The sequence below is a fragment of the Intestinibacillus sp. NTUH-41-i26 genome (genome assembly GCF_032769475.1).
Classification (GTDB): Bacteria; Bacillota; Clostridia; order Oscillospirales; family Butyricicoccaceae; genus Agathobaculum; species Agathobaculum ammoniilyticum.
The window spans coordinates 317,014-339,741 of record NZ_CP136477.1; the positions used below are offsets into that span (position 1 = coordinate 317,014).

A 22,728-nucleotide genomic window follows, 5' to 3' on the forward strand; every position below is an offset into this window, starting at 1 on the left:
ACGGTTATGGAAGAGTTGAAGCTTGCGCTTAAGGTCGACGACCTGGATAACGTCGCCACGATTTTTGCCGACGCAATCACAGACGGAACAAGGGTTGAGGTGCGGGATAAGAAAGGGAATATGGAGGAGATCACCGTGCACGGCGATGTGCCGTATGGCCATAAGATCGCGTTATGCAATATCGCCAGGGGAGAGCACATCATGAAATACGGCGAGTGCATCGGCGCGGCAAGCTGCGACATCAAAAAGGGCGATTACGTCCATGTACACAATCTTGAGGCGCTGCGCGGCCGCGGTGACCTTTGAGGAGGAATTACGTTATGAGCTATACGTTTCAGGGCTACCGGCGCGCGAACGGCACGTTCGGCGCGCGCAATCTGGTAGCGGTCATTCCGAGCGTTATCTGCGCCAACGACGTGGGCCAGGCGATCTGCCGGCAGGTGCAGGGAACGATCGGCTATTTCCATCATCAGGGCTGCTGCCAGCTGCCGATCGACCTCAAGCGGGTGACGGATACGCTGTCCAACCTCGGGCAGAGCCCGAACGTCGGCGCGGCGCTGATCGTCAGCCTCGGCTGCGAGGGAACCGACCACGAGCGGCTGGTGGAGGAGATCCGCGCGACCGGCAAGCCGGTCGAGATCATCCGCATCCAGGAGCTTGGCGGCACCTCGCGGGCGATCCAGGCGGGCATTGACGCGGCGCAGCGGCTGGTGCAGCAGATCTCCGGCCTGCAGCGCGAGCCGGCCGATATTTCAAACGTAATCATGTCCATCAAGTGCGGCGCGTCGGATACCACCTCCGGCATGGCCTCCAACTGCGTGATCGGCTATGTGGCGGATAAGCTGGTCGACCTGGGCGCAACTGTTGTCTTCGGCGAGACGACCGAATTCCTCGGTGGCGAGCATATCCTCGCGCGGCGTGCGGTCGGCGGCGAGGACGGGCCGGTCGGCCGGAAGATCTACGAGATCGTCGATCGCATGGAAAAGCGTGCGAAATCGGTCGGCGAGGACATGCGCGGTGGCCAGCCGACGCCCGGCAATATCGCGGGCGGGCTGTCCAGCATCGAGGAAAAGAGCCTGGGCGCGATCGTCAAAAGCGGTCACCGTCCGATCCAGGGCGTGCTGGAATACACCGACCGCGTGACCGACCAGAAGGGGCTCTGGATCAAGGACGCGCCCGGCCGTGAGCCGGAGATCCTGACCGGCATGGCCGCCACGGGTGCACAGATCATGCTGTTTTCGACCGGACGCGGCGCGCCGCAGGGCTTCCCCTCCATGCCGGTCGTCAAGATCTGCGGCAACCCCAATACATATGAGCGCATGCAGCACGATATGGACCTGAACGCGGGCCGCATCATCACGGGTGAAAAGACCATTGAAGAGGTCGGCGAAGAGGCGTTCGAGCTGCTGATACGCGTGCTGTCGGGCGAAATGACGAAGAACGAGGCGCTGGGCTATTTCGGCTCGATGGACATTTTCTGTCTCGGTCCGGTCATTTGACCATAGGGGCTGTGGATACAGCTTTGCGGCCGGAGCGGAAAGGGGGATGGGCCATCGCCGGAATCGGATTGGAAGATGAGGAAGATAAGAAAAAGACGAGTGAATAAGGGGGTAAAAACATGCTAAATCCTGTAGTAGCAATGCTGATCGGTATTGTTGTGATGATGGTGCTGATCATTTTTACCAAGATGCACGCGTTCCCGTCGCTGATTATTTCGGCGATCCTGATCGCGGTGCTGGCGATGCCGTTCGGCGAGGTTTCGTCACTGACCCAGTGCGTCAGCACGGTGACAACCGGCTTCGGCAACACGATGGCAAGTATCGGCGTGGTAATTGGCTTTGGCTGTATCATGGGCATCTTTCTGGAAAAGAGCGGCGCGGCCAAGCGCATGGCGCTGACCATCCTCAAGGCGGTCGGCGTGAAGAACTGCGACGTCGTGCTTGGCCTGACCGGCTGGGTCGTTTCCATACCCGTGTTTTGTGATTCCGGCTTCGTTATCCTGTCCTCGCTGGCCAAGGAATTCTCCCGACTGACCAAGAGGTCCATGGTCGGTCTGGGCGGTATCCTCGGCATGGGCCTGTACATCACGCACTTTATGGTGCCGCCGACCCCAGGCCCGCTGGCAGTCGTCAGCACGTTCCAGGAAAACGGTCTGGGTATCGATCTGGGCATGTTTATCCTGTGCGGCATCGGTATCTCAATCCCGTTGTTTGCCTTTGCGGTACCGTTGTTCCGCCACTTCGGCAAGAAATACCCTAATCTGGTTGTCCCGTATGAGATCGACCGCTCCCAGTACAGCGAAGCGCAACTCCGCGTGCTCGACCGCATCAACGAAAAGTATCAGAAGAACGAAGACCTTGTTACCGAGGACTTTGCGGATCTGCTGGCGGCGGAAAAGCTGCCGAGCGCGTTTATGTCCTTTGCAACGCTGCTGGTACCGATCGTACTGATCTTCGCCAACACGCTGGTCGGCCAGATCTCCTCGCTGCAAGGCACCATGGTCGCCAACGTCGTCCAGTTCCTTGGCCAGCCGGTCATCGCGCTGTTCATCTCCCTGTGTATGGGCGCGTTCCTGCTCTGCAGGGATTACGACAAGAAGACCTGTGTCAATCTGATGCAGGAGGCCTGCCGCGACGCTGGTCCGATCGTGTTCATCACTGCCGCGGGCGGCGCGCTGGGCGCGGTCATCAACGCGACCGGCGCTGCCAAGATGATGGCGGACGCGATCGTTGCCGCGGGCGTTCCCGGCATACTGGTTCCGATCATCATCGGCGTGATCATGCGTTTCCCGCAGGGTTCCGGTACGACCGCGATGATCACCGGCTCCGCGATTATCGCCCCGATGGTGGCGGCCGGTCTGGCAGTCAATCCGTATCTGGCGGCGATGGCGCTCTGCCTGACCACCATGTGTCCAAGCTACCTGAACGACTCGTATTTCCACGTTGTCACGAACTTCTCCGGCATGGATATCAAGACCAGCCTCAAAACCTGGTCGGTCGGCTCTATCCTGATTCCGGCTTTCGGCTCATGCATTTTCATCGTCCTGTCGTTCTTCATCCACTAAGGGACAAAGCAAATAAAAATGGCTGCCGCAAATGCGGCAGCCATTTGTCTGCGGGGATCATTTCTTTTTTTCGAGCTGCTCCTTGATGCAGGAGCGGGCCAGCTCCAGATGCCGGCGGTTGACGCTCTCGGCCAGCTCGGCGTCGCCCCGAATGATGGCGTGTATAACCTGCCGGTGCTCGTCCTGGGATTCCTCGAAGCGCTGGCGGATGTTGAGGGAAAGCACGCGGAACTGCTGGTTCATCGAGCCGACGCGGTAGTAGGCCGAGCTGACGATGCTGTTGTTGCCGAGGGAGACGATTTCGTTGTGCAGCTGCTCGTCCACGCGGGCGTAAGCATCCAGGTCGCCCGCGTCGATCATGGTCTGTAGGTCCTCCAGAATGTCGAGCAGCCGCTGGATATGGGTGGAAGTCAGGTTGGCACGGCTGTTGCGGATGCCGTAACCCTCCAGCAGCACACGCATATCAAAGATCTCGTCGATATCCTTACAGGTGAACTCCTTGACGAACGTCCCCTTGTTAGGGATGCTGACGAGCAGCCCGTCCGACGCGAGACGGAGCAGGGCCTCGCGCACCGGACTGCGGCTGACGCCGAGCTGCTCGCAAAGCTCGGCCTCCTGCAGCCAGTAGCCGGGCGCGTACAGCCCGTTGCAGATGTTTTTGCGCAGGATCGCGTAAACCTGATCCGCAATGGTTTGAATCGGCCTGTTTTTTGGCATAATTCCGCCTCCTGACTTGAGTCGGGGAGCTATTCCCTGTATACTTTTATATTATATGGATTTCCTCTGATTTTGCAAGACAGGCCCCGCCGGGGCGCTGTTTGGAAAGGATGGTTTGAGCGCTATGAAAATTCGTGAGGACGCGGCGCGCATTATCGACGCTTCGATCCGCGCCGTGCTGCCGGACGAGGCGGTGGCGCGCGCGCTGAAAGGGTTTACGCCCCCGACCGGCCGGCTGGTCCTGGTCGCGCTGGGCAAGGCAGCCTGGCAGATGGCGAAGGCCGCTGCCGGCTGTCTGGGCGGCGCGGTGTCGGACGGTATCGTGATCACCAAATACGGCCACGCGGGTGGCGATATCCGGGCCTGCGTATTCGGGAGGCGGGACATCCAGTGCCTGACTGGAATTCGTTCGACGCCACCGACGAGGCGATACGGCTGGTGGAGCCGCTGGGGGAAAACGACCTGGTCCTGCTGCTCATATCGGGCGGCGGCTCGGCGCTGTTTGAAAAGCCGCTTTGCGGGCCGGAGGCGCTCGCGGACCTGACCGGCCAGCTTCTGCGCTGCGGCGCGGATATCGTTGAGATGAACACGCTGCGCAAGCGGGTCAGTGCGGTCAAGGGTGGACGGTTCGCGCAGCTCTGCGCGCCCGCGCGGGTGTTCGCCATCGTGCTGTCGGACATCGTGGGCGACCCGCTGGACATGATCGCTTCCGGACCGGCCTATCCGGACCGCTCGACCGCGGAGCAGGCACACGCGGTCGTGGAAAAATACGGGCTGCGGCTCCCGCCGGAGGTGCTGCCGCTGCTCGACCGGCCGCTGCCGCGCCGTCTGGATCATGTGGAAACGCGGGTCACCGGCTCGGTGCGCGAATTGTGCGCGGCGGCGGCAGGCGCGTGCCGCGCGCTGGGCTATGAAACGACCGTGCTGACCGCGAGCCTGTGTTGCGAAGCGCGGGAGGCGGGCAGCTTCCTCGCGTCGGTCGCGCAGTACCATGCGGATACAGTAAAGCCGCTTGCGTTTATCGCGGGCGGCGAAACCGTCGTGCATATCACAGGCACGGGGCTGGGCGGCCGCAATCAGGAGGTTGCGCTTTCCGCCGCGCGCGGGATTGCGGGACTGGTGGGCGCGGCCGTGTTTTCGGTCGGCTCGGACGGGACGGACGGTCCTACCGACGCGGCGGGCGGCTTGGTGGACGGGACGACCTGCGGCCGTCTTGCCGCGCAGGGCATATCCATCGACCGCGTGCTGTCGGATAACGACGCCTATCATGCGCTTGCCCGGGTGGACGGGCTGATTAAGACCGGACCCACGGGAACCAACGTCAACGACGTATCCGTGCTGCTGCTGCGCCCGCGGGCCTGAACGCGGCGAAGATGGCCTGCTTATATTATAGCATGCCAAGGGGAAAAGGTAAAGCGAGCCGCCGGCAGCAAAAAAACGCCGCAGTTTTTTTCTCCTGCACGCTTTCCCTTTGTCGGAAAAGCGTGTATAATGAGGGCGCAGACTGCTGACGCCAACAAAGAAAGGAAGAGCTGTTATGGCGGATTTCGTATCCCATCATTTGTTCGGAGAGCAGGCGCTCGCGGTTTTTCCGGCTCCGGTGCAGGCGCTTGCCGAAAGCCGTCCGGCCTGCTTTTACTGGGGCTGCCAGGGGCCGGACCCGCTGTTTTACCGGAAAGTCCTGTTCGGCAGCCCGCTGCATAAGCTGGGCAACCGGATGCATTCCGAGCGGACGGACCGGCTGTTCGCGGCACTCGCGCACGGCGTACACGACCTGACCGGCGCGGCCCATGAGATCGCCAGCGCGTATTTTTACGGCTTCCTGTGCCATTATGCGCTCGACAGCGAGATACACCCGTATGTATACTGCCGGCAGGAGCAGATCCGTTCCGTGGACACGCGCCTGTCCGGCTCCGCGGTCCATTGTCAGATCGAAAGCGATATCGATTCCCTGGTATATGAGCGCGTGCGCCGCGCGCCGGTCACAACCTTTTCACCGGCGGATTCCTACACGCTGGAGGCTGAGGAGAAGGCCGTGCTTGCCGCGCTGCTCCACGCGGTGCTGAAAGCGGTATATGGGACGGACGCGCCGCCGTACAGCCTCCGGCGGGCGTTTGACGAGATGCTGGCGTGGGAAACGTTTTTCTATTCGGAGAGCCGCGGCATATACCGCGCCGCACAGCGGCTGGAGCGCCTTGCCGGACGCGGCGCGCTGCTGACCGGCCATATGAAGACCGAGCTACCCGCATGGGACGCGCTCAATCTGGAGCATGAGCCGTGGGGCAGCCTGTGGACGCCGGGGGAGGTGCGCACGGATTCCGTACCCGAGCTGTTCGGCCTGGCGCGCATCCGCGCCGCGTCGCTCGCGGGACAGTATGCCGCCCAGTTTGACGCGGGCTGGCTGCTGCGGTACCATTTCGACGCGCCGTTCGACAACGGCAACCCCAAGCGGCTCGCCGCGCAGACAGAATAGCAGTACGGGGGACGCGCAGACGCGCGTCCCCTTTCCGCTGCTCACGCGCGAAAACGTTAGTCGCGGCTACTTTTTGTGCGTCTGGTTGCATCCCGCAGGCGCCTATGCTAAAATATAAGGAAATTCCGGCGGGGGAGGGGCTGTCAGCCGTGAAAGGCGTTTGGTACTATCTGCTTGTGGTCAGTGCGATCGGCGCGCTGGTCAGCATATATGATAAAATAGCCGCGAGGAATGGATGGGGGCGTGTGCCGGAGCGCACGCTGTTTTTCTGGGCCCTGGTCGGCGGCGGGCCGGGCGTGTATGCGAGCATGCTACTGATCCGCCACAAAACGCTGCACCGCAGCTTTATGTTAGGCATCCCAGCAATTATGATATTACAATTAGTAATTTGTATGGGCATATATAATATTCTGTATACGAGGGGGATGCTATGACCAGCCTGTTGATCCGCCTGTTTGTGAAGGATGCGGAAAATACGCGGGACGCCCGCGTGCGGGAGCGCTATGGTGTGCTGTCCGGCGCGGTGGGTATCGCGTGCAACCTGTTCCTGTTTGCGCTCAAAATGGCGATCGGCCTGCTCAGCGGCGCGATTTCCATTGCCGCGGATGCGTTCAATAACCTGTCGGACGGCCTTTCCTGCCTGATTTCGATTGTGGGCTTCAAGGTTTCCGGCAAGGAGCCGGACGCAAAGCATCCGTTCGGTTATGGGCGCACGGAATATATCGCGGGGCTGATCGTATCGTTTATCATCGTCCTGGTCGGCTTTGAGTTTCTGAAAACCTCGGCCGGCCGTATCCTCCATCCAGAGCCGGTCGAGGCATCGCCCATCCTGATCGCCATTCTCGCGGTTTCCATGGCAGTCAAGCTGTGGATGGGTGCGTTCAACGTGGGGATCGGCCGCCGGATCGATTCGCCCGTGCTGATGGCCGCGGGGCAGGACAGCCGGAACGATGTCATCACGACCGGCGTGGTCGTGGTCGGCATGATTGCGGGCCGTTTCACCACCCTGCCGGTGGACGGCTATATAGGGGTGCTGGTGGCGCTGTTCATCATCTGGGCGGGCGCCGGTATCGCGCGCGATACGGTCGCGCCGCTGCTCGGTGAGGCCGCGGACCCCGAGGTTGCGAAAAGCATCGAGCGCATTGTGATGGATTCGGACTACATCGTGGGCGTACACGACCTGATCGTCCATAATTACGGCGCGGGGCGCTCGCTGGCGTCACTCCATGCGGAAGTGCCGAGCGATTCCGACTTTGTCGCCGTGCATGAGGTGATCGACGAGGCGGAGAAACGGGTTTGGCAGCAGACAGGGGTATATGTGGTTATCCACATGGACCCGATCGACGTCAACAACGCGCATGTCGCCGCGCTGCGCGAGCAGGCGGACGCCGTGCTGCGGTCGATCGACGAAAGGCTCTCCATGCACGATTTCCGCGTTGTGGACGGGGAACGGCAGATCAACCTGATTTTTGACGTGGTCGTCCCGTTCAGCTACGACAACGATGCAAAGCGGGAGCTGATGATGCGGATTCGGGACCAGCTGAAAAAAATCGACTGGCGGTATAATCCGGTGGTTACGTTCGACCATCAGATGTAATGCCCGTCGGAAAAACGGCCGCCCAGCGGCCGTTTTATTTTGCATGGCTAGGGCATCCATGATACAATATAAAAACGAATAGAGAAAAGGACGGAGGTTTTCCATGCTTTTACTGCAAAACGGACGGGTGCTTGACCCCTACACAGGCACGGACGCGCCGCGCGACGTGCTGATCGGGGACGACGGTGTGATCGCGGCGGTGTCCAAGCGGCTCCAGCCGCCGCCGGGCTGCGAGTGCTGGGACGCGGCCGGACTGACGGTTTCCCCGGATTTGTGGATGGGCATGTGCATTTCCGCGATCCGGGGCAGACGGAAAAGGAGGACGTGCTCACCGGCGCTGCTGCTGCTGCCGCAGGCGGCTACGCGACCGTGATCTGCATGGCGAATACCCTGCCCGCATGCGATACGCCTGAAACAATCCGGTATGTGACTGAAAAGGCGCGGGGCTGCGCGGTGCAGGTTCTGCAGGCGGGCGCGGTGACAAAGGGTCTGAAGGGGCGGGAGCTGACCGACTTCGGGGCGCTCAAGGCCGCGGGCGCGCCCTGTCTGACCGACGACGGCCTTAACCTGACGGACGCAGGCCTGTGTCGGGAGGCGATGGCGCGCGCGGCGGCACAGGATATCCTTTTGTCGTTCCATGAGGAGGAGCCGTCCCTCGTACCCTCGCCCGGCGTGAATTACGGCTCCAAGGCGGCGAAGGAGTTTGGGGTGCCGGGCGCGATGGCAAGCGCGGAAAGCGCGATGATCGCACGCGATATTGCGCTCGCGCTGGACACGGGCGCACGGGTCCTGTTCCAGCATGTCAGCTCGGCACAGTCGGTCGCGCTGATCCGCGCGGGCAAGGCGCTGGGCGCGCGGATCTATGCGGAGGTCACGCCGCACCACCTTTCCCTGACCGAGGCGGATGTTTGCACGCACGGAGCCTATGCGCGGATGAATCCGCCGCTCCGCACGGAGGCTGACCGCGAGGCGCTGATCGGCGCGCTTGCGGACGGTACGATCGACATGGTCGCCACCGACCACGCGCCGCATACGGCGGAGGAAAAGGCGCGCGAATTCGCCAAGGCCCCGTCGGGCATCACGGGGCTGGAAACCGCGTTTTCCGTATGCAATACGTTTCTGGTGCAGACCGGACGCCTGTCGCCCATGCAGTTGGTGGAGCGGATGAGCCGGACGCCCGCGGAGCTGTACGGACTGTCCGGCCGCGCGGTACGCGAGGGGAACTTCGCCCGCCTGGTGCTGCTGGACTGGAAGCGGGAGACCGTGTACCGGAGCTACCGCTCGAAAGCGGCCAACACGCCGTACACCGGCATGCCGCTGACCGGCGCGCCGCGCGCGATCGTGACTGGCGCAAAGGTCACGGCGCGGTGACAAAACGGCTGCGCCGGAAAATCCGGCCGCAGGACAACGACACAAGATAGGAAGCAGCAACATGTCTATTGCGAGAGAAGAATTGCGGATCGGCGGTATTCCCGCGCTCGTGCTGGGCGAGCCGTCCAATCAAGTGTATTTATATGTACACGGCCAAAACGGGAATAAAGAGGAGGCGTGCGGCGTTGCCGAAAGCCTGCAGCGGTATGGGTGCCAGACCTTGAGCCTAGACCTGCCGGGGCATGGGGAACGGGCGGACGAGATGCCTTTCTTTGACCCGTGGCACGTCGCACCGGAGCTGGCCGCGGTGATGCGGTTTGCTGAGGCGCGCTGGAAAGGGATTTCCCTGTTCGCAAACAGCATCGGGGCGTGGTTTGGCATGCTGGGCCTGCGCGGCAAGCGCCTGGACCGCTGTCTGTTTGTCTCGCCTGTCCTCGATATGAAGCGGCTGCTGCAAAAAATGATGGGCTGGGCGGACGTTTCAGAGGAACGGCTCAGGCAGGAGCGCGTGATCCCAACCGATTTTGGGCAGACCTTGTCGTGGGAGTATTGGGAATATGCGGCGTCCCATCCGATCACGGCATGGGAAAGCCCCACGGAAATATTATACGGCGGCAGCGATGCCCTGATAGATCGTGATACCGTAGAGCAGTTCGCCCAGCGGTTTCGCTGTGGCTTGACGGTGATGGAAAACGGCGAGCATTGGTTCCACACGCAGGAGCAGATGGATTTCCTGCACCGTTGGCTCGAACGAAGCGCCGCGGCTAACGGCACTCAGACCCGTTAGCCCGCCAAACGACAGTGCCGCCCTCGCTTTTCCATTTAATCAAAAATAACAGGCCGAGAAAAAATTGCCAGAGCCGCGCCGGTGGAAAATCCCGCATATTTGTCCGCGTTGCTGTCATACTACCTGTACAACCAGAAATTCGTATGGGAGGGAACGCGTAAATGAAAGCAACCGGCATTGTACGCCGCATCGATGATCTTGGACGCGTCGTTATTCCGAAAGAGATCCGCCGCACCCTGCGCATCAGGGAGGGCGACCCGTTGGAAATCTTCACCGATCGCGACGGCGAGGTCATCTTCAAAAAATATTCCCCCATGGGGGAGCTTGGTACGGTCGTCGCCGAACTGGCGGAGGCGCTGGCGCGCACCGCGGGCATGAGCTGCGCGATCTGTGACCGCGACGCGGTCATCGCCGCGGCAGGCGGAGCGAAAAAGGACATCCTGGAAAAGAGCATCTCGCCCGACCTGGAGCTTGTGATGGAGCAGCGCGCCACCTATGAGCGCGGCGTAGGAGAGACGCAGGATATCGCGATCACCGCAAATGACGTGTATAATGTGATCGTCGCCGTGCCGATCATCACGGATGGGGACGTAACGGGCTGCGTCGCCTTTGTCGGCGAGGAGGAAAACGCCTCTGCGGACGAGGTGGCGGTCAAGCTGTGCCAAACGGCGGCCCAGTTCCTGTCCAAGCGTCTTGGGCTGTAAGGAGGCGCGCCGGATGGGCAGAAAGAACGGAGAAGAACGCCAGCCAAAAGCGTTCCCGCAATATGATGAGGCGGGGCATGTGGATTCCGCGGCGGTCGCGCCGCTCCCGCCATATCCGCAGAGCATGGTGCAGCGGGGCGATCCGGCGGCGACCGAATATACCGAACGGTATTGCAAACCCAGGGAAAAAAGGTAATATGGGCGGAAACAGGCTGTTTTTACAGCCTGTTTTTCCGTTTTCTGTTTCCTTTGGAGGAAAAGAATGACGATTTGTTCACAAAGTGGGTATACAAAATGACGGGATAAGCAGGGTCTAAAACAAATTTTTTTGATTTTTGGACAAATTTTTTGCGTTTTAGGCTTGCTTATTGGGGGCCAAAAACAGTATAATCTAATTTGCAAGACTATGCGTTCAACATGGTCTGCCGATTTCATTAGTAGATGGAACCGAACCCGCGGTTCGGTTCTTCTTGCGCAAAAAACTAGAGAGGTGAAAAACATGGTGTATTCGTTCCGTGGCGGCATTCACCCCGGCACCCACGCAGACCCGGGGTATAAATCCGCGACAAACACCAAGCCGATCGAGAAACTGGCGCTGCCCGACCAGGTCATCCTGCCCGTTTCCATGCACATCGGCGCCCCGGCAAAGCCGATCGTTTCCGTCGGCGATACCGTGGATCTGGGACAGCCCATCGCGGAAGCCGGCGGCTTTGTCAGCGCTCCTGTCCATGCAACCGTGTCCGGTAAGGTAAAGGCGGTCGAACCCCGCCTGCATCCGAACGGCAGCAAGGTCCTGTCCATCGTGATCGAAAACGACGGGGAGGACCGTCCGCATGAGTCCGTACACCCGTATGATTTCGCATCCATGTCCAACGAAGAGCGTATCGAGTGCATCCGTTCGGCCGGTATCGTCGGCCACGGCGGCGCAACATTCCCCACGCACGTCAAAATCCAGTCCGGCATCGGCAAGTGCGATACGGTCATCATCAACGCGGCCGAGTGCGAGCCGTACATAACTTCAGACCACCGCCTGCTGCTCGAGCGTCCGGAGGAGGTCGTCGGCGGGCTGAAGATGCTGGCCGACATTATGGGGGTTCAGAACGCGATCATCGCGGTCGAGGAAAATAAGACGGACGCATTCCCAGGCATTGAAAAGCTGATCGCGGACGACCCGCGCCTCAAGCTGTACCCGCTCAAGTGCAAATACCCGCAGGGCGCAGAAAAGCAGCTGATCAATGCCTGCACGGGCCGCGAGGTGCCGTCCGGCAAGCTGCCGGCCGACGCGGGCTGCGCGGTATTCAACGTCGACACCGCGGGAGCGGTTTACCGCCGCTTTACGACCGGTATGCCGGTCATCCGCCGTATCGTAACGGTTTCGGGTTCCGCGATTGCGGAGCCGAAGAACCTTGAAGTACGCATTGGCACGCAGGTCGAAAAGCTGATCGACGCATGCGGCGGTTTCAAGGAGGCCCCTAATAAGCTTCTGATGGGTGGCCCGATGATGGGCGTTGCCCAATACTCGCTCGAAATCCCGATTTTCAAGGGTACGAATGCGTTCCTTGCATTCGCAGGGGACGAGGATAAGCGCGTGGCCGACCCGCAGTGCATCCGCTGCGGCAAGTGCATCAACGCCTGCCCGATGCACCTGCTGCCGGTCTATATGAACGTATACGGCAAGCAGGAGGACTTGGATAACGCGGTTGAGTGCGGCATGCTGGACTGCATCGAGTGCGGCTCGTGCGCCTATGTGTGTCCGGCCCGCATTCCGCTGGTCGCGCAGTTCCGCCTGACCAAGGGCAAGATCCAGGCCAAGCGCATGGCGGAAAAGGCCAAGGCCGATGCCGAAAAGGCAAAGGCAGAGGCGGAAAAAGAAGTAAGGAGGGGAAACGAAAATGTATGATCTGAGTAAAGTCGTCGTCACCTCCTCGCCCCATATCAAGGCAGGGGACGATACCCGCAGCCTGATGCTCGACGTGCTGATCGCGCTGCTGCCCGCGCTTTGCGTGGCGGTTTATACCTTTGGATGGCGCGCGCTCGTCCTGACAGTCATCTCCATGGTTGCCTGTGCAGTATTCGAGACGATCTATAATAAAATTGTCGGCCACCCCAACACGGTCGGCGACCTGTCGTGCTTCGTCACAGGCGTTCTGATCGCGTTCAACGTGCCGGTATCCGCCCCGTGGTGGATGGTTGTGTTCGGCGCGCTGTTCGGCATCATCATCGTCAAGATGCTGTTCGGCGGCATCGGTAAGAACTTCATGAACCCGGCGCTCGGCGCGCGCGCGTTCATGATGGCTTCCTGGGCCGGCCTGATGACCACCTGGACCGCGCCGCACGCGAATCTCCCGCTGTTCGGCACGGTCAGCCTGACCGACGCGATTTCCACGGCGACCCCGCTGGCCTCGCTCAAGAACGGCGTCCTGCCGGACGCGACGCTGATGGATATGTTCCTTGGCCAGACCGGCGGTGTGATCGGTGAAACGTCTGCGCTTGCGCTGATCGCAGGCGGTCTGTATCTGCTGTGGCGCAAGGTCATCACCATCAATATCCCCGCAGCGTACATCCTGACCGTTGCGGTCGTTACATTCCTGTTCCCGATGGGAGACGTATCCCGTGTGCAGTGGATGCTGTACCAGGTGCTGTCCGGCGGCCTGATGCTCGGCGCGATTTTCATGGCGACCGATTACGTCACCAGCCCGGTCACGCCGCGCGGTCAGATCATCTTCGGCATCGGCTGCGGCCTGCTGACGGTGTTCATCCGCTATTTCGGCGGCCTGCCGGAAGGCGTGTCGTACTCCATCCTGATCATGAACACGCTGGTTTGGGCGATCGACAAGGCCACCCATCCCCGCAAGTTCGGTTATGCGCTGGATAAGAAGAAGGAGGCACAGTAAATTATGGATAGCAGCAAAAAGGGCGGCGGCATTCTGATGCTGGTCGTCGTACTGGGCCTGATCACCTTTGTATGCGCCCTGCTTCTGGGCTTTACCAACGGCGTGACCAAGGATAAGATCGAGCAGAACGGTATTGAGACCCGCAACGAGGCTATGAGCGCCATCATTGCGGACGCGGAAAGCTTTACCGACGTAGAGGTCGGCGAGGAATGGACCGCGCCGGCGGATAAGAATCAGCCGGCAATCAGCGGCGTATACGCGGCAGAGGCGGGCGGCGAGACGATCGCCTACTGTGTAGAAGTAAAGCCCAAGGGCTTCGGCGGCGAGCTGACGCTGATCGTCGGCGTCAACACAGACGGCACTATCGCGGGCGCGCAGGTAACGGCGCATGGCGAGACCCCGGGCCTGGGCGCCAAGGCGCAGAGCGATAAGAACTGGATCACCCAGTTCGCGGGCCAGCCGGCGGATGGCAGCCTCGCAGTCTCCAAGGACGGCGGCACGATCAACGCCATCACCGGTTCCACCATCACGTCCCGCGCAGTGACCCTCGGCGTCAACACCGCGGCCAACTGCGTTGCAAGCTTGGGTTAAAGGAGGAACAGCCAAATGAAATTTTCTGAACAGCTGAAAGCGGGCGTCATCCTCGACAACCCGATCTTCATGCAGACCATCGGCCTGTGTCCCGCACTGGCCACCACGACCTCGCTGTCCAACGCTATCGGCATGGGCGTTGCGGCGACCGTTGTACTGATCTGCTCCAACGTGGTTATCTCCGCGCTGCGCAAGTTTATTCCGGATAAGATCCGTATTGCGTGCTTTATCACCATTATCGCAACCTTTGTTACCATGATTGATCTGGCGCTGCAGGCGTTCGTACCCAGCCTTGCGGCTTCGCTGGGACTGTTCCTGCCGCTGATCGTGGTTAACTGCATTATCCTCGGCCGTGCCGAGGCGTACGCTTCCAAGAATAAGGTCCTCCCCTCCGCGCTGGACGGCGTGTGCATGGGTTTGGGCTTTGGCTTCGCGCTGGTCCTGATGGGCTTCTTCCGCGAGCTGCTGGGCGCGGGTACGGTGCTGTCCGGCCTGTCCACCCTGCTGCCTTTCCTGAGCTTCATTCCGGCGGAAGGCTTCGCCATCCCCGGCCTGAGCGCCAACCCGGCGGTCATGATGATCCTGCCGGCGGGCGGCTTCCTGATGATGGGTTTCATCTTCGCGGTGATCCAGAAGGTCATGGCCGGAAAGGAGGACAAGTAAATGTTTAACTTCCCTGATGCAATGGGCTTGACCGAGGTGCTGTCGCTCGCGGTGGCGGCCGTGCTGGTCAACAACTACATCCTTGTCCAGTTCCTGGGCTGCTGCTCGTTCTTCGGCGTTTCCAAAAAGACCGATACGGCCATCGGCATGGGCATGGCGGTCGTGTTTGTTATGGCGCTGGCGAGCGCGGTTTCCTGGGCGGTATGGTACTTCATCCTCGACCCGCTCGGCCTGGAGTACATGCAGACCATCGCATTCATTCTGGTTATCGCGACGCTCGTGCAGTTTGTTGAAATGTTCATGAAAAAGGCGATGCCCGCGCTGTATTCCGCGCTCGGCATTTTCCTGCCGCTGATCACCACCAACTGCGCGGTACTCGGCGCGGCGATCTCGAATATCGACAACGGTTATTCCTTTATTGGTTCGATGGTTTACGGCGTAGGCGCCGGCCTCGGCTACACGCTGGCGATCGTGCTGTTCGCTTCGATCCGCGAGCGTCTGGACGCAACGGCCCAATGCCCCAAGTGCTTTGAAGGCTTCCCGATCGCGCTGGTTTCCGCCGCGCTGCTCGCTATGTCTTTCATGGGCTTCTCCGGCCTGTCGATCTGGTAAGCAAGGAGGAGGATAAGAAATGGATACCATGAATATTGTTTACGCGGTCGCTGTCCTGTTTATCATGGGCATCGTGTTTGCGATCCTGCTCGGCGTGGCGGCCAAGGTGTTCGCCGTCGAGGTGGATGAGCGCGTACCGCTGGTTCGCGAGTGCCTGCCGGGCGCAAACTGCGGCGGCTGCGGCTACCCAGGCTGTGACGGCCTGGCGGCCGCGATCGTGGAAGGCACCGCGCCGGTCAACGGCTGTCCGGTCGGCGGCGCGGCGGCTGCCGCCAAAATCGCCGAGGTTATGGGCGTAGCGGTTGAAGCGGGCGAGCGCAAGGTGGCGCATGTTTACTGCAACGGCGGCTGCAACGCGGTCGATAAGACCAAGTATGAGGGCTTGCAGGACTGCACCGCTGCGATGCGCGTCGCGGGCGGCCCCAAGGCTTGTGCGTACGGCTGCATGGGCCTCGGCTCGTGCGTCAAGGCGTGCGCGTTCGACGCCATTCATGTGGTGGACGGCGTTGCCAAGGTTGATACCGAAAAGTGCGTGGCCTGCGGCAAGTGCGTCGCGGCCTGCCCGAAGAAGCTGATCGACCTGGTTCCGGAATCCAAGAAGGTCCACGTCAACTGCGTGAACAAGGATAAGGGGCCGGAGGTCATGAAGGTCTGCGCGAGCGGCTGCATCGGCTGCAAGATGTGTGAAAAGACCTGCAAGTTTGACGCCATCCATGTGATCGACGGCGTTGCCAAGATCGATTACGACAAGTGCAAGAACTGTAAGATGTGCGCCAAGGCCTGTCCAAAGGGCTGCATCGAGCCTGTCCCGACCGAAGAGGAGAAGGCAAAGTTCAAGGAGATGCAGGCCAAGCAGGCTGCCGCCGCCAAGGCGAAGGCCGAGGCTGCAAAGGCCGCTGCCGCTGAAAAGGCGACTGAGGAACAGTAATGGATTATCTGCATCCCAAGCTGGATGACGCTGCTATCGCCCGCATGTCGAGCCTCGCGCTCGCCCATGTGGGCGATGCCGTTTATGAGGTCATGGTGCGCACCTGGCTGGCGTGCGGCGGCATGCAGACCGCGCGCAACCTGCACAGACATACGGTCGCGCTGGTGCGCGCCTCCGCGCAGGCGGAGGCGGCGCAGCGCATCCTTCCCCTGCTTGACGGGGAGGAACAGGACGTGTACCGTCACGGCCGCAACGCAAAGCCCAAGAGCGTGCCGCGCTCCTCGTCTGTTGCGGAATATGCGCAGGCGACCGCGCTCGAAGCGCTGTTCGGCTGGCTGTACCTTAAACAGAGGTATGGCCGCATCAACGAGCTGTTCGGCGTGATCGCGGAGGGGTTTCAGTGAAAAAAGCGCCCCGTACTTTTGTACGGGGCGCTTTTATATCGTGAAGAAGTATCAAAAGGATAGGGTGACAGAATACCCAAGATAGTGAAAGGTATCAAAAGCACCAATGAACCAACCGACGAAAATGCCAAGCAAAAAAACCCCAAAAAACAATAACAATGTAAGCAAGTGTTTTTTGATCCAAGTTATCATGATACCCATCTCCTGTGGTTATACTATATACTATTTTATATGATAAATCAATATTAAGTATAATTTAATGGTATGCTGGATAACAAGAGGTGAGCGAAGTGAGGCCGTTGAAGGAACGAGTAACGATTACACTGGACAGCGATATTGTTGCCCGCCTGCGTGAATTGGCTGATGAAGATGCCCGCCCGTTTTCCCAGTACATCAACGTGATCTTACGAAAATACCTGCATGCGTTGGACAAAAAGAAACTGTCCGGAGAATAAAACAGGCAGGGGGCCGCGGCTCCCTGCCTGTTTTTTCGGTGTTATTCGTCTGCTTCGCGTTCCCGCTGTTCCTCGCGCTTGAGCCGCTGCTCGTTGGCGTATACGCGGCTTTGCAGGCGGCAAAGCTCCTGCGCGAGCGGATCGGGCAGGTTGACCTGGTCGAGATCGTAGGACGGGGAGGAAACGCGCTGCCCGTCAATCTTGACCACGCGCGCCTTGACGCCCACGACCGTGGAATTGGGTGGCACTTCCTGCAGCACCACCGCGTTCGCGCCGATGCGGCTGTTATCGCCCACGGTGAACGGGCCGAGCACCTTGGCGCCGGTCGCGATCAGCACGTTGTTGCCGATGGTCGGGTGGCGCTTGCCGGTGTCATGGCCGGTGCCGCCGAGCGTGACCCCGTGGTAGATCGTGCAGTCGTCTCCAATCTCAGCGGTTTCGCCAATGACGATGCCCATGCCGTGGTCGATGAACAGGCGGCGGCCGATGGTCGCGCCCGGATGGATCTCGATGCCGGTCATATGGCGGGCAAACTGGGAAAGCGCCCGCGCAAGGAAAAAGAGCTTGTGCTGATACAGCCAGTGTGCCTGGCGATGGTAGATCAGCGCGTGGAAGCCCTGGTACAGCAAAAAGACCTCCAGTGTTGTGCGTGCGGCGGGATCGCGGTCGCGGATTGAGCGCGCATCGTCCAGCAGGCCCTGAAAAATCATAAAGCATACATCCTATCGTTTGGGTATGAAATCGCTACAGTATCCATTATAGCGGTATTTGGGCAAAAATTCAAACACTACGTTGAATTTTGCGAAAAAAGTGGTATAATGTAAGAAGATTTTGCTGAATGAGGTACGAAAATTATGAAAATTACTGTCATGGGGCTGGGCTACATCGGCCTGCCGACCGCGATCACGCTGGCCGAGGCAGGGTTTGAGGTCTGCGGCTTTGACGTGAACGAAAAAACGATTGAGACGCTCAAGGGCGGCCATATTCATATCGTGGAGCCGGGCCTGCAGGAAGCGTTCGAGAAGGCGGTCGCCCACGGGCATCTGCATTTTTCCTCCAAGCTGACCCGATCGGATGTGTTCTATATTGCCGTGCCGACCCCGTTCTACCAGGACGAAACCGGCAGCCACAAGGCTGACCTGAAATTCGTGGAGTCCGCGGGCCGCATGGCGGGCAAGGTGATCGAACCGTCCAATCTGGTCATTCTGGAATCCACCGTGCCGCCGCATACGACCGAGATGCTCGCGCGCGTGCTGGGCGAGGAGTCCGGCATCGATATGAACCGGCTGCACGTCGCGCATTGTCCGGAGCGCGTCATCCCCGGCAATATGATGTACGAGCTGAAGAACAACGATCGCATCGTTGGCGCGCGCACACCGGAAGCCGCTGAGATGGCGGCGTCCATCTATGAGAAGGTGCTGGAAAAGGGGGTCGTCCACAAGACTGACGACCTGACCGCCGAAATGTGCAAGCTGACCGAAAATACCTTCCGCGATGTCAATATTGCTTATGCCAACGAGCTGTCGGTCATTTGCGACAAAATGGGGATCGACGTGTTCGAACTGATCAAGCTGGCCAACTGCCATCCGCGCGTCAATATCCTGACGCCGGGCGTGGGCGTGGGCGGCCACTGCATCGCGGTAGATCCGTGGTTCATCTATGAGCAGTTTCCGGCCGAGGCCAAGGTTATCCTCGCCGCGCGCGAGCGCAACGAGAACAAGCCGCACTTTGTCGCGGGCAAGGTGGTATCCTCGCTCGCCAGGGTGACGGATACGGTCGGCGTGCTCGGCCTGAGCTATAAGCCGGATGTGGACGACCTGCGCGAGTCCCCCTCGATCGAGCTGTGCCATATTCTGCAGGAAAAAGGCGTGAATGTGATCGCCTGCGAGCCGTTCGCAAAAGACGGCGAGGTGCAGGGCATCCCGAATGTACCCTTTGCGGAGGTTTTGCAGAAAGCGGACTATTTGGTGATTACATTGGGACATACTTTGTTTAAAGATAACAAAAAGTTGATTGCTGAAAAGCCGTATTACGACTGTGTCGGCTTGATGGAATAAACAAACAACGGAAAACGGCACAGCGGAACGCTGTGCCGTTTTTTCATCCCGCGGACGGCCCTGTATGTGGTTTACAAATTGAAAACAGGGCGTGGGTTCGGTGGGAAATTTCCGTAAGATAGAGTAAAGACAGATGGGGAAAGGGGGCGGCGGTATGGATGACAGAATCACCGAGCTGCTGTCCGCGGGCGACCAGGAGGGTATCGCCCTGCTACAGAAGCAGTACGGCAATATGGTGCGGTACATCGTGCGTGGTATCCTGCGGGACGAGCAGGATGTGGAGGAATGCGTCAGCGACGTCTACCTGCGCGTTTGGGACCGGTTCGGCACATTCCGGAGCGATCGGGGCAGCCTTGCGGCCTGGGTGACCGCGGTGGCCCGCAACACGGCGGTGGATTGCCTCCGGCGGCGGCATACGCCAGAGGAGACACTGGAGGAGCGGACGGGCGCGTCCCCCTCGCCGGAGGAGGAAGTGCTGCGTCGGGAACGCGCCGCACAGCTCCGGCGCGCGGTGGATGCGCTGAGCAACAACGAAAGGCTGCTGTTTTACCGCAAGTATTATTATCTGCAGTCCACCGCGCAGATCGCCGCCGAGCTGGGCTTGACCGAGCGGGCGGTCGAAGGGCGACTGTACCGCCTGCGCGGCCGGCTGCGCAGGCTGATGGGAGGTGATGCGCTATGACCGGACGGGAACAGGAGGAATTCGACCGTTATCTGGAACAGGAGCTTGGGGAAGCCCTGCCGCGCGAGAGCGCGGTCGGGGAGGTCAATCCTTGGGACACGCCCATCCGCTATATCGTCTGGGGCGTGATCCTCACGCATATTGGGCTGGAATTCCTGTACCTGCAATACCTGATGCCTATGATCGGCGTGCTGCTGTCCTACCTGGGCTTCCGGTCGCTGCGGCGGTGCGGCGCGGGGTTCCGCGCGGCATGGGCGCTGGCCCTTGCAGAGCTGGTCTGGCAGGCAGTGTATCTCGGCCTTTTGGTCACGCCGCACCTGCCGGAGGGATCGTGCGCCGTCGCCCTTGGCCTTGTGCATACGGCGGCGGGGATCGTACAGCTTTGCGCGCTGCGGGCGGGCCTCCGGCGCGTGTACGAGCAGGCAGGCGTCGCACCCGAGGGCGACCCGCTCCGCTCGGCGGTTGTCTGGCAGCTCATGTGCGTTGCGCTGGCGCTGTCGCCGCTGTCGCACAGCTGGCTGGCGGGGATTCCGATGCTCGTTGCGTTTGTTGTGATTGTCAAAGCCATGTTCCGCATCAGCGACGGGCTGGGCGACGCGGGCTACTGCCTGACCGCTGCGCCGGTGCAGGTGAGCGGCAAGCGCTTCGGCTGGTGCTATGTTGCACTGTGCGCGGCGTTGGTGGTGGGCGGCAGCCTGTGGGTCAACCATCCCCGGCTGGACGCGCAGCCGCGGCCCTCGCCTGAGATGGCGGCGGAGCGGCAGGCGTTGGCGGCGCTCGGCATGCCGGAGAACGTGGCGGCCGACTTGTCCGACGAGCATGTGGCCGTGCTGGAGGGCGCGCTCTATGTGGAAAGCGTTCAGGAACAGATGCTTTTTGACCCGGGCGAGGGCCGCGTCAGCAACATGCCGGAGAATTATCCGGAGGGTTATTCCGAGAGCGCGGAATGGATGGATGTCAGCGCCGTGTATATTGAGCTGCCGGGCAACCGCATGGCGGTGCTCAACCACTTTGCATGGCGGCGGGGCGCGGCCTGGTGGGGCGATGCGCTGGCGCTGCTGTGGCAGGATGAGCCGGCGGAACTGGTTGGCGGCGTCCTGCTCTATGAAAAGGACGGGCAGAGCTATACGGCCGCGATGCCCAACCTCAAAAACGAAATGGTGACCACGACCGATTGGGTTTTCGGCGTACAGACCGCGCCGCGCATCACCGGCACGGTCAGTTACCCGTTCGGCGCGCAGGCGCAACGCGGCTACACGCTGTATATCATCGAGCTGGAAGGCAGCAACGTGTTCGGCGGCGCGAACCTGATTTACTGCCACCGCCGGCAGCCGGTCAGCCTCCCGTACCGCGCGCCGGAAGAGCTGACGCAGGGGTGGAGCGGAAAAAATCTGCAGAACAGCTATACCAATTACGCGACACGGGAATACCGCGAGTGGGAGAAGAACGACGGCGCTTTGTGACGTTTTTGTGTTTTTCCTTGTATAGAACGGAAAACAGTGCTATAATAACAAAAGTCTGTTTAGTTTTTTGCAATACAAGGAGAGTCGGAATATGAACAAATGGGTACAGCGTATTGCCGCGCTGGTCGTTTTGCTGGCAATCGTACTGGGCATCACCTACTGGCAGGGCTCCAAGGTATCGGTTTCCTATCAGCCGATGGGGGAGGATTCGCCTGTCGTGATGACGGTCAACGGCGATGAGGTCAGGGCGGAGGAATTCGCAACCTACATGATCTATAACATGAAGTACTACGAAAACATGTATTCACAGTACGGCATGATGGGCCTGTGGAGCGACGACAGCTCGGCCGAGATGCTGGGCGTGATGATGCCGGGCTTTGCCAAGGACCAGGCGGTCTACTCGCGCGTTGTGCTGGAGCAGTTTGAAAAGGCCGGTCTGGAGCTGTCCTACAGCAACCAGAAAGAGCTGTCTACCCTGCGTAAGGACACCATTGACCAGGCAGGCGGCTACGACGGCTACCTGCAGAAGATCGCGCAGCTCGGCTTCAACGACCAGACCTATATGAATTTCCTGTATATCACGCAGTGCTACTCCGCGCTCAACGAGTATTATTACGGCTCGGACGGGATCGACAAGCCGACGGACGAGGAGTTGATGGAGCACTTCCGCGACAACTACATCTCGGCCAAGCATATCCTGATCCTGACCGTCGACCCCTCGACAGGCGAGACGCTCCGCACGGACGAGGAGGCCAGGGCGCTGGCGCAGTCCATCCTGGACCGCATCAACGCGGGCGAGGACTTTGACGCCCTGATGAACGAATACAGCGAGGACGGCGGCTTGGAAGGCAATCCGGACGGGTATATCTTTACCGAGGGCGATATGGTCACACCGTTCTACGAGGGCGCCAAGGCGCTGGCGGAGGGCGAGGTTTCCGACCTTGTCAAGAGCGACTACGGCTATCATATCATCCAGCGCACGGCGCTCGATTACGAAAACCAGTTCATCAATTATCAGGCTGACCTGGCCACGCAGATGGGCCGGACGATGGACGCGCTCCTCAGCCAGTGGATGACCGAAGCAGAGGTCGAAACCACCGACGTGTACGACGAGATCAACTATAAGAACGTATACGATTACGCGCCGGCAGGAGTCGCGGAGATTCTGAACGGCTCGGACTCGGACGACAGCGCGGCTTCCGATGAAGCGGCCGCGGAATAAGCGGGAAAATCAAAAAGGACGTTCCGGAAGGGAGCGTCCTTTTT

25 protein-coding genes and 1 pseudogene are annotated in these 22,728 nt (G+C 60.3%); 24 read left to right on the forward strand and 2 right to left on the reverse strand.

Annotated elements, in window-relative coordinates; translation table 11 throughout:
* The first annotated feature begins 6 nt into the window (after positions 1–6).
* The 3 genes from RX717_RS01475 (at position 7) to RX717_RS01485 (ending at position 3,064) form a co-directional block, all read left to right on the forward strand.
* Positions 7–306 (forward strand): UxaA family hydrolase, encoded by a 300-nt coding sequence (locus RX717_RS01475; RefSeq protein ID WP_107631136.1) that lies wholly within the window; start codon positions 7–9, stop codon positions 304–306.
* Between the two features lie 14 nt (positions 307–320).
* Positions 321–1,499 carry a UxaA family hydrolase gene (locus tag RX717_RS01480; protein WP_054327981.1) on the forward strand — a complete coding sequence of 393 codons (1,179 nt, stop codon included), beginning with the start codon at positions 321–323 and terminating at the stop codon, positions 1,497–1,499.
* Positions 1,500–1,618: 119 nt separating this feature from the next.
* A complete protein-coding gene (locus RX717_RS01485) occupies positions 1,619–3,064 on the forward strand; it encodes a GntP family permease (RefSeq protein WP_082397318.1) in 1,446 nt (481 codons plus the stop codon).
* 57 nt (positions 3,065–3,121) lie between these two features.
* Here RX717_RS01485 and RX717_RS01490 read toward each other — a convergent pair whose 3' ends face one another.
* Positions 3,122–3,781 (reverse strand): GntR family transcriptional regulator, encoded by a 660-nt coding sequence (locus tag RX717_RS01490; RefSeq protein WP_107631135.1) that lies wholly within the window; start codon positions 3,779–3,781, stop codon positions 3,122–3,124.
* 124 nt (positions 3,782–3,905) lie between these two features.
* Here RX717_RS01490 and RX717_RS01495 point away from each other — a divergent pair.
* The 17 genes and pseudogenes from RX717_RS01495 (at position 3,906) to RX717_RS01575 (ending at position 17,260) form a co-directional block, all read left to right on the forward strand.
* Positions 3,906–5,143 (forward strand): annotated as a pseudogene (locus RX717_RS01495) (glycerate kinase type-2 family protein).
* Between the two features lie 175 nt (positions 5,144–5,318).
* A complete protein-coding gene (locus tag RX717_RS01500; RefSeq protein ID WP_107631133.1) occupies positions 5,319–6,254 on the forward strand; it encodes a zinc dependent phospholipase C family protein in 936 nt (311 codons plus the stop codon).
* 149 nt (positions 6,255–6,403) lie between these two features.
* On the forward strand, positions 6,404–6,688 hold the full coding sequence (locus tag RX717_RS01505) for a DUF1294 domain-containing protein (RefSeq protein WP_159068094.1): 285 nt from the start codon (positions 6,404–6,406) through the stop codon (positions 6,686–6,688).
* Positions 6,685–7,851 (forward strand): cation diffusion facilitator family transporter, encoded by a 1,167-nt coding sequence (locus tag RX717_RS01510; protein WP_107631132.1) that lies wholly within the window; start codon positions 6,685–6,687, stop codon positions 7,849–7,851. The genes RX717_RS01505 and RX717_RS01510 overlap by 4 nt, the downstream gene beginning before the upstream one ends.
* A gap of 103 nt (positions 7,852–7,954) precedes the next feature.
* Positions 7,955–8,224 carry a hypothetical protein gene (locus RX717_RS01515; protein ID WP_316960521.1) on the forward strand — a complete coding sequence of 90 codons (270 nt, stop codon included), beginning with the start codon at positions 7,955–7,957 and terminating at the stop codon, positions 8,222–8,224.
* Complete coding sequence (locus tag RX717_RS01520) at positions 8,137–9,222, forward strand: dihydroorotase (RefSeq protein ID WP_316960522.1); 1,086 nt, start codon at positions 8,137–8,139, stop codon at positions 9,220–9,222. The genes RX717_RS01515 and RX717_RS01520 overlap by 88 nt, the downstream gene beginning before the upstream one ends.
* Positions 9,223–9,283: 61 nt before the next feature.
* A complete protein-coding gene (locus tag RX717_RS01525) occupies positions 9,284–10,009 on the forward strand; it encodes an alpha/beta hydrolase (protein WP_107631131.1) in 726 nt (241 codons plus the stop codon).
* A 161-nt stretch (positions 10,010–10,170) separates the two neighbouring features.
* Entirely contained in the window at positions 10,171–10,713 is a 543-nt protein-coding gene (locus tag RX717_RS01530; RefSeq protein WP_107631130.1) for a stage V sporulation T C-terminal domain-containing protein, read from the forward strand.
* A 13-nt stretch (positions 10,714–10,726) separates the two neighbouring features.
* Entirely contained in the window at positions 10,727–10,909 is a 183-nt protein-coding gene (locus RX717_RS01535) for a hypothetical protein (protein WP_054327973.1), read from the forward strand.
* Between the two features lie 303 nt (positions 10,910–11,212).
* Positions 11,213–12,613, forward strand: a complete 1,401-nt coding sequence (rsxC, locus tag RX717_RS01540) for an electron transport complex subunit RsxC (protein ID WP_316960523.1) — start codon at positions 11,213–11,215, stop codon at positions 12,611–12,613.
* Positions 12,606–13,607: an RnfABCDGE type electron transport complex subunit D gene (locus RX717_RS01545; RefSeq protein WP_107631128.1), complete on the forward strand. Its 1,002-nt coding sequence runs from the start codon at positions 12,606–12,608 to the stop codon at positions 13,605–13,607. The genes rsxC and RX717_RS01545 overlap by 8 nt, the downstream gene beginning before the upstream one ends.
* Positions 13,608–13,610: 3 nt before the next feature.
* Positions 13,611–14,198, forward strand: coding sequence for an RnfABCDGE type electron transport complex subunit G (locus tag RX717_RS01550; protein WP_054327970.1), 588 nt, complete (start codon positions 13,611–13,613; stop codon positions 14,196–14,198).
* Positions 14,199–14,213: 15 nt separating this feature from the next.
* On the forward strand, positions 14,214–14,861 hold the full coding sequence (gene rsxE / locus RX717_RS01555) for an electron transport complex subunit RsxE (protein ID WP_054327969.1): 648 nt from the start codon (positions 14,214–14,216) through the stop codon (positions 14,859–14,861).
* The gene (gene rsxA, locus RX717_RS01560; RefSeq protein WP_242977857.1) at positions 14,862–15,473 is read left to right on the forward strand and encodes an electron transport complex subunit RsxA; all 612 of its coding nucleotides are present in this window, start codon (positions 14,862–14,864) and stop codon (positions 15,471–15,473) included.
* A gap of 19 nt (positions 15,474–15,492) precedes the next feature.
* The gene (locus tag RX717_RS01565) at positions 15,493–16,401 is read left to right on the forward strand and encodes an RnfABCDGE type electron transport complex subunit B (RefSeq protein WP_054327968.1); all 909 of its coding nucleotides are present in this window, start codon (positions 15,493–15,495) and stop codon (positions 16,399–16,401) included.
* A complete protein-coding gene (locus tag RX717_RS01570) occupies positions 16,401–16,805 on the forward strand; it encodes a Mini-ribonuclease 3 (RefSeq protein ID WP_054327967.1) in 405 nt (134 codons plus the stop codon). Before RX717_RS01565 ends, RX717_RS01570 begins: the two co-directional genes overlap by 1 nt.
* 290 nt (positions 16,806–17,095) lie before the next feature.
* Positions 17,096–17,260 carry a ribbon-helix-helix domain-containing protein gene (locus tag RX717_RS01575; RefSeq protein WP_107631127.1) on the forward strand — a complete coding sequence of 55 codons (165 nt, stop codon included), beginning with the start codon at positions 17,096–17,098 and terminating at the stop codon, positions 17,258–17,260.
* 41 nt (positions 17,261–17,301) lie between these two features.
* On the opposite strand, the gene epsC is transcribed toward RX717_RS01575, so the two are convergent.
* Positions 17,302–17,970 (reverse strand): serine O-acetyltransferase EpsC, encoded by a 669-nt coding sequence (gene epsC / locus RX717_RS01580; RefSeq protein WP_054327965.1) that lies wholly within the window; start codon positions 17,968–17,970, stop codon positions 17,302–17,304.
* A gap of 144 nt (positions 17,971–18,114) precedes the next feature.
* On the opposite strand from epsC, the gene RX717_RS01585 reads away from it, so the two are divergent.
* From RX717_RS01585 to RX717_RS01600, 4 genes are all read left to right on the forward strand, one after another.
* Positions 18,115–19,317, forward strand: a complete 1,203-nt coding sequence (locus tag RX717_RS01585) for a nucleotide sugar dehydrogenase (RefSeq protein ID WP_107631126.1) — start codon at positions 18,115–18,117, stop codon at positions 19,315–19,317.
* 154 nt (positions 19,318–19,471) lie between these two features.
* Positions 19,472–19,999 carry an RNA polymerase sigma factor gene (locus RX717_RS01590; protein WP_159068093.1) on the forward strand — a complete coding sequence of 176 codons (528 nt, stop codon included), beginning with the start codon at positions 19,472–19,474 and terminating at the stop codon, positions 19,997–19,999.
* A complete protein-coding gene (locus RX717_RS01595) occupies positions 19,996–21,462 on the forward strand; it encodes a hypothetical protein (protein ID WP_107631124.1) in 1,467 nt (488 codons plus the stop codon). Before RX717_RS01590 ends, RX717_RS01595 begins: the two co-directional genes overlap by 4 nt.
* Before the next feature lie 91 nt (positions 21,463–21,553).
* On the forward strand, positions 21,554–22,684 hold the full coding sequence (locus tag RX717_RS01600; protein ID WP_054327960.1) for a peptidylprolyl isomerase: 1,131 nt from the start codon (positions 21,554–21,556) through the stop codon (positions 22,682–22,684).
* Positions 22,685–22,728: the final 44 nt, after the last annotated feature.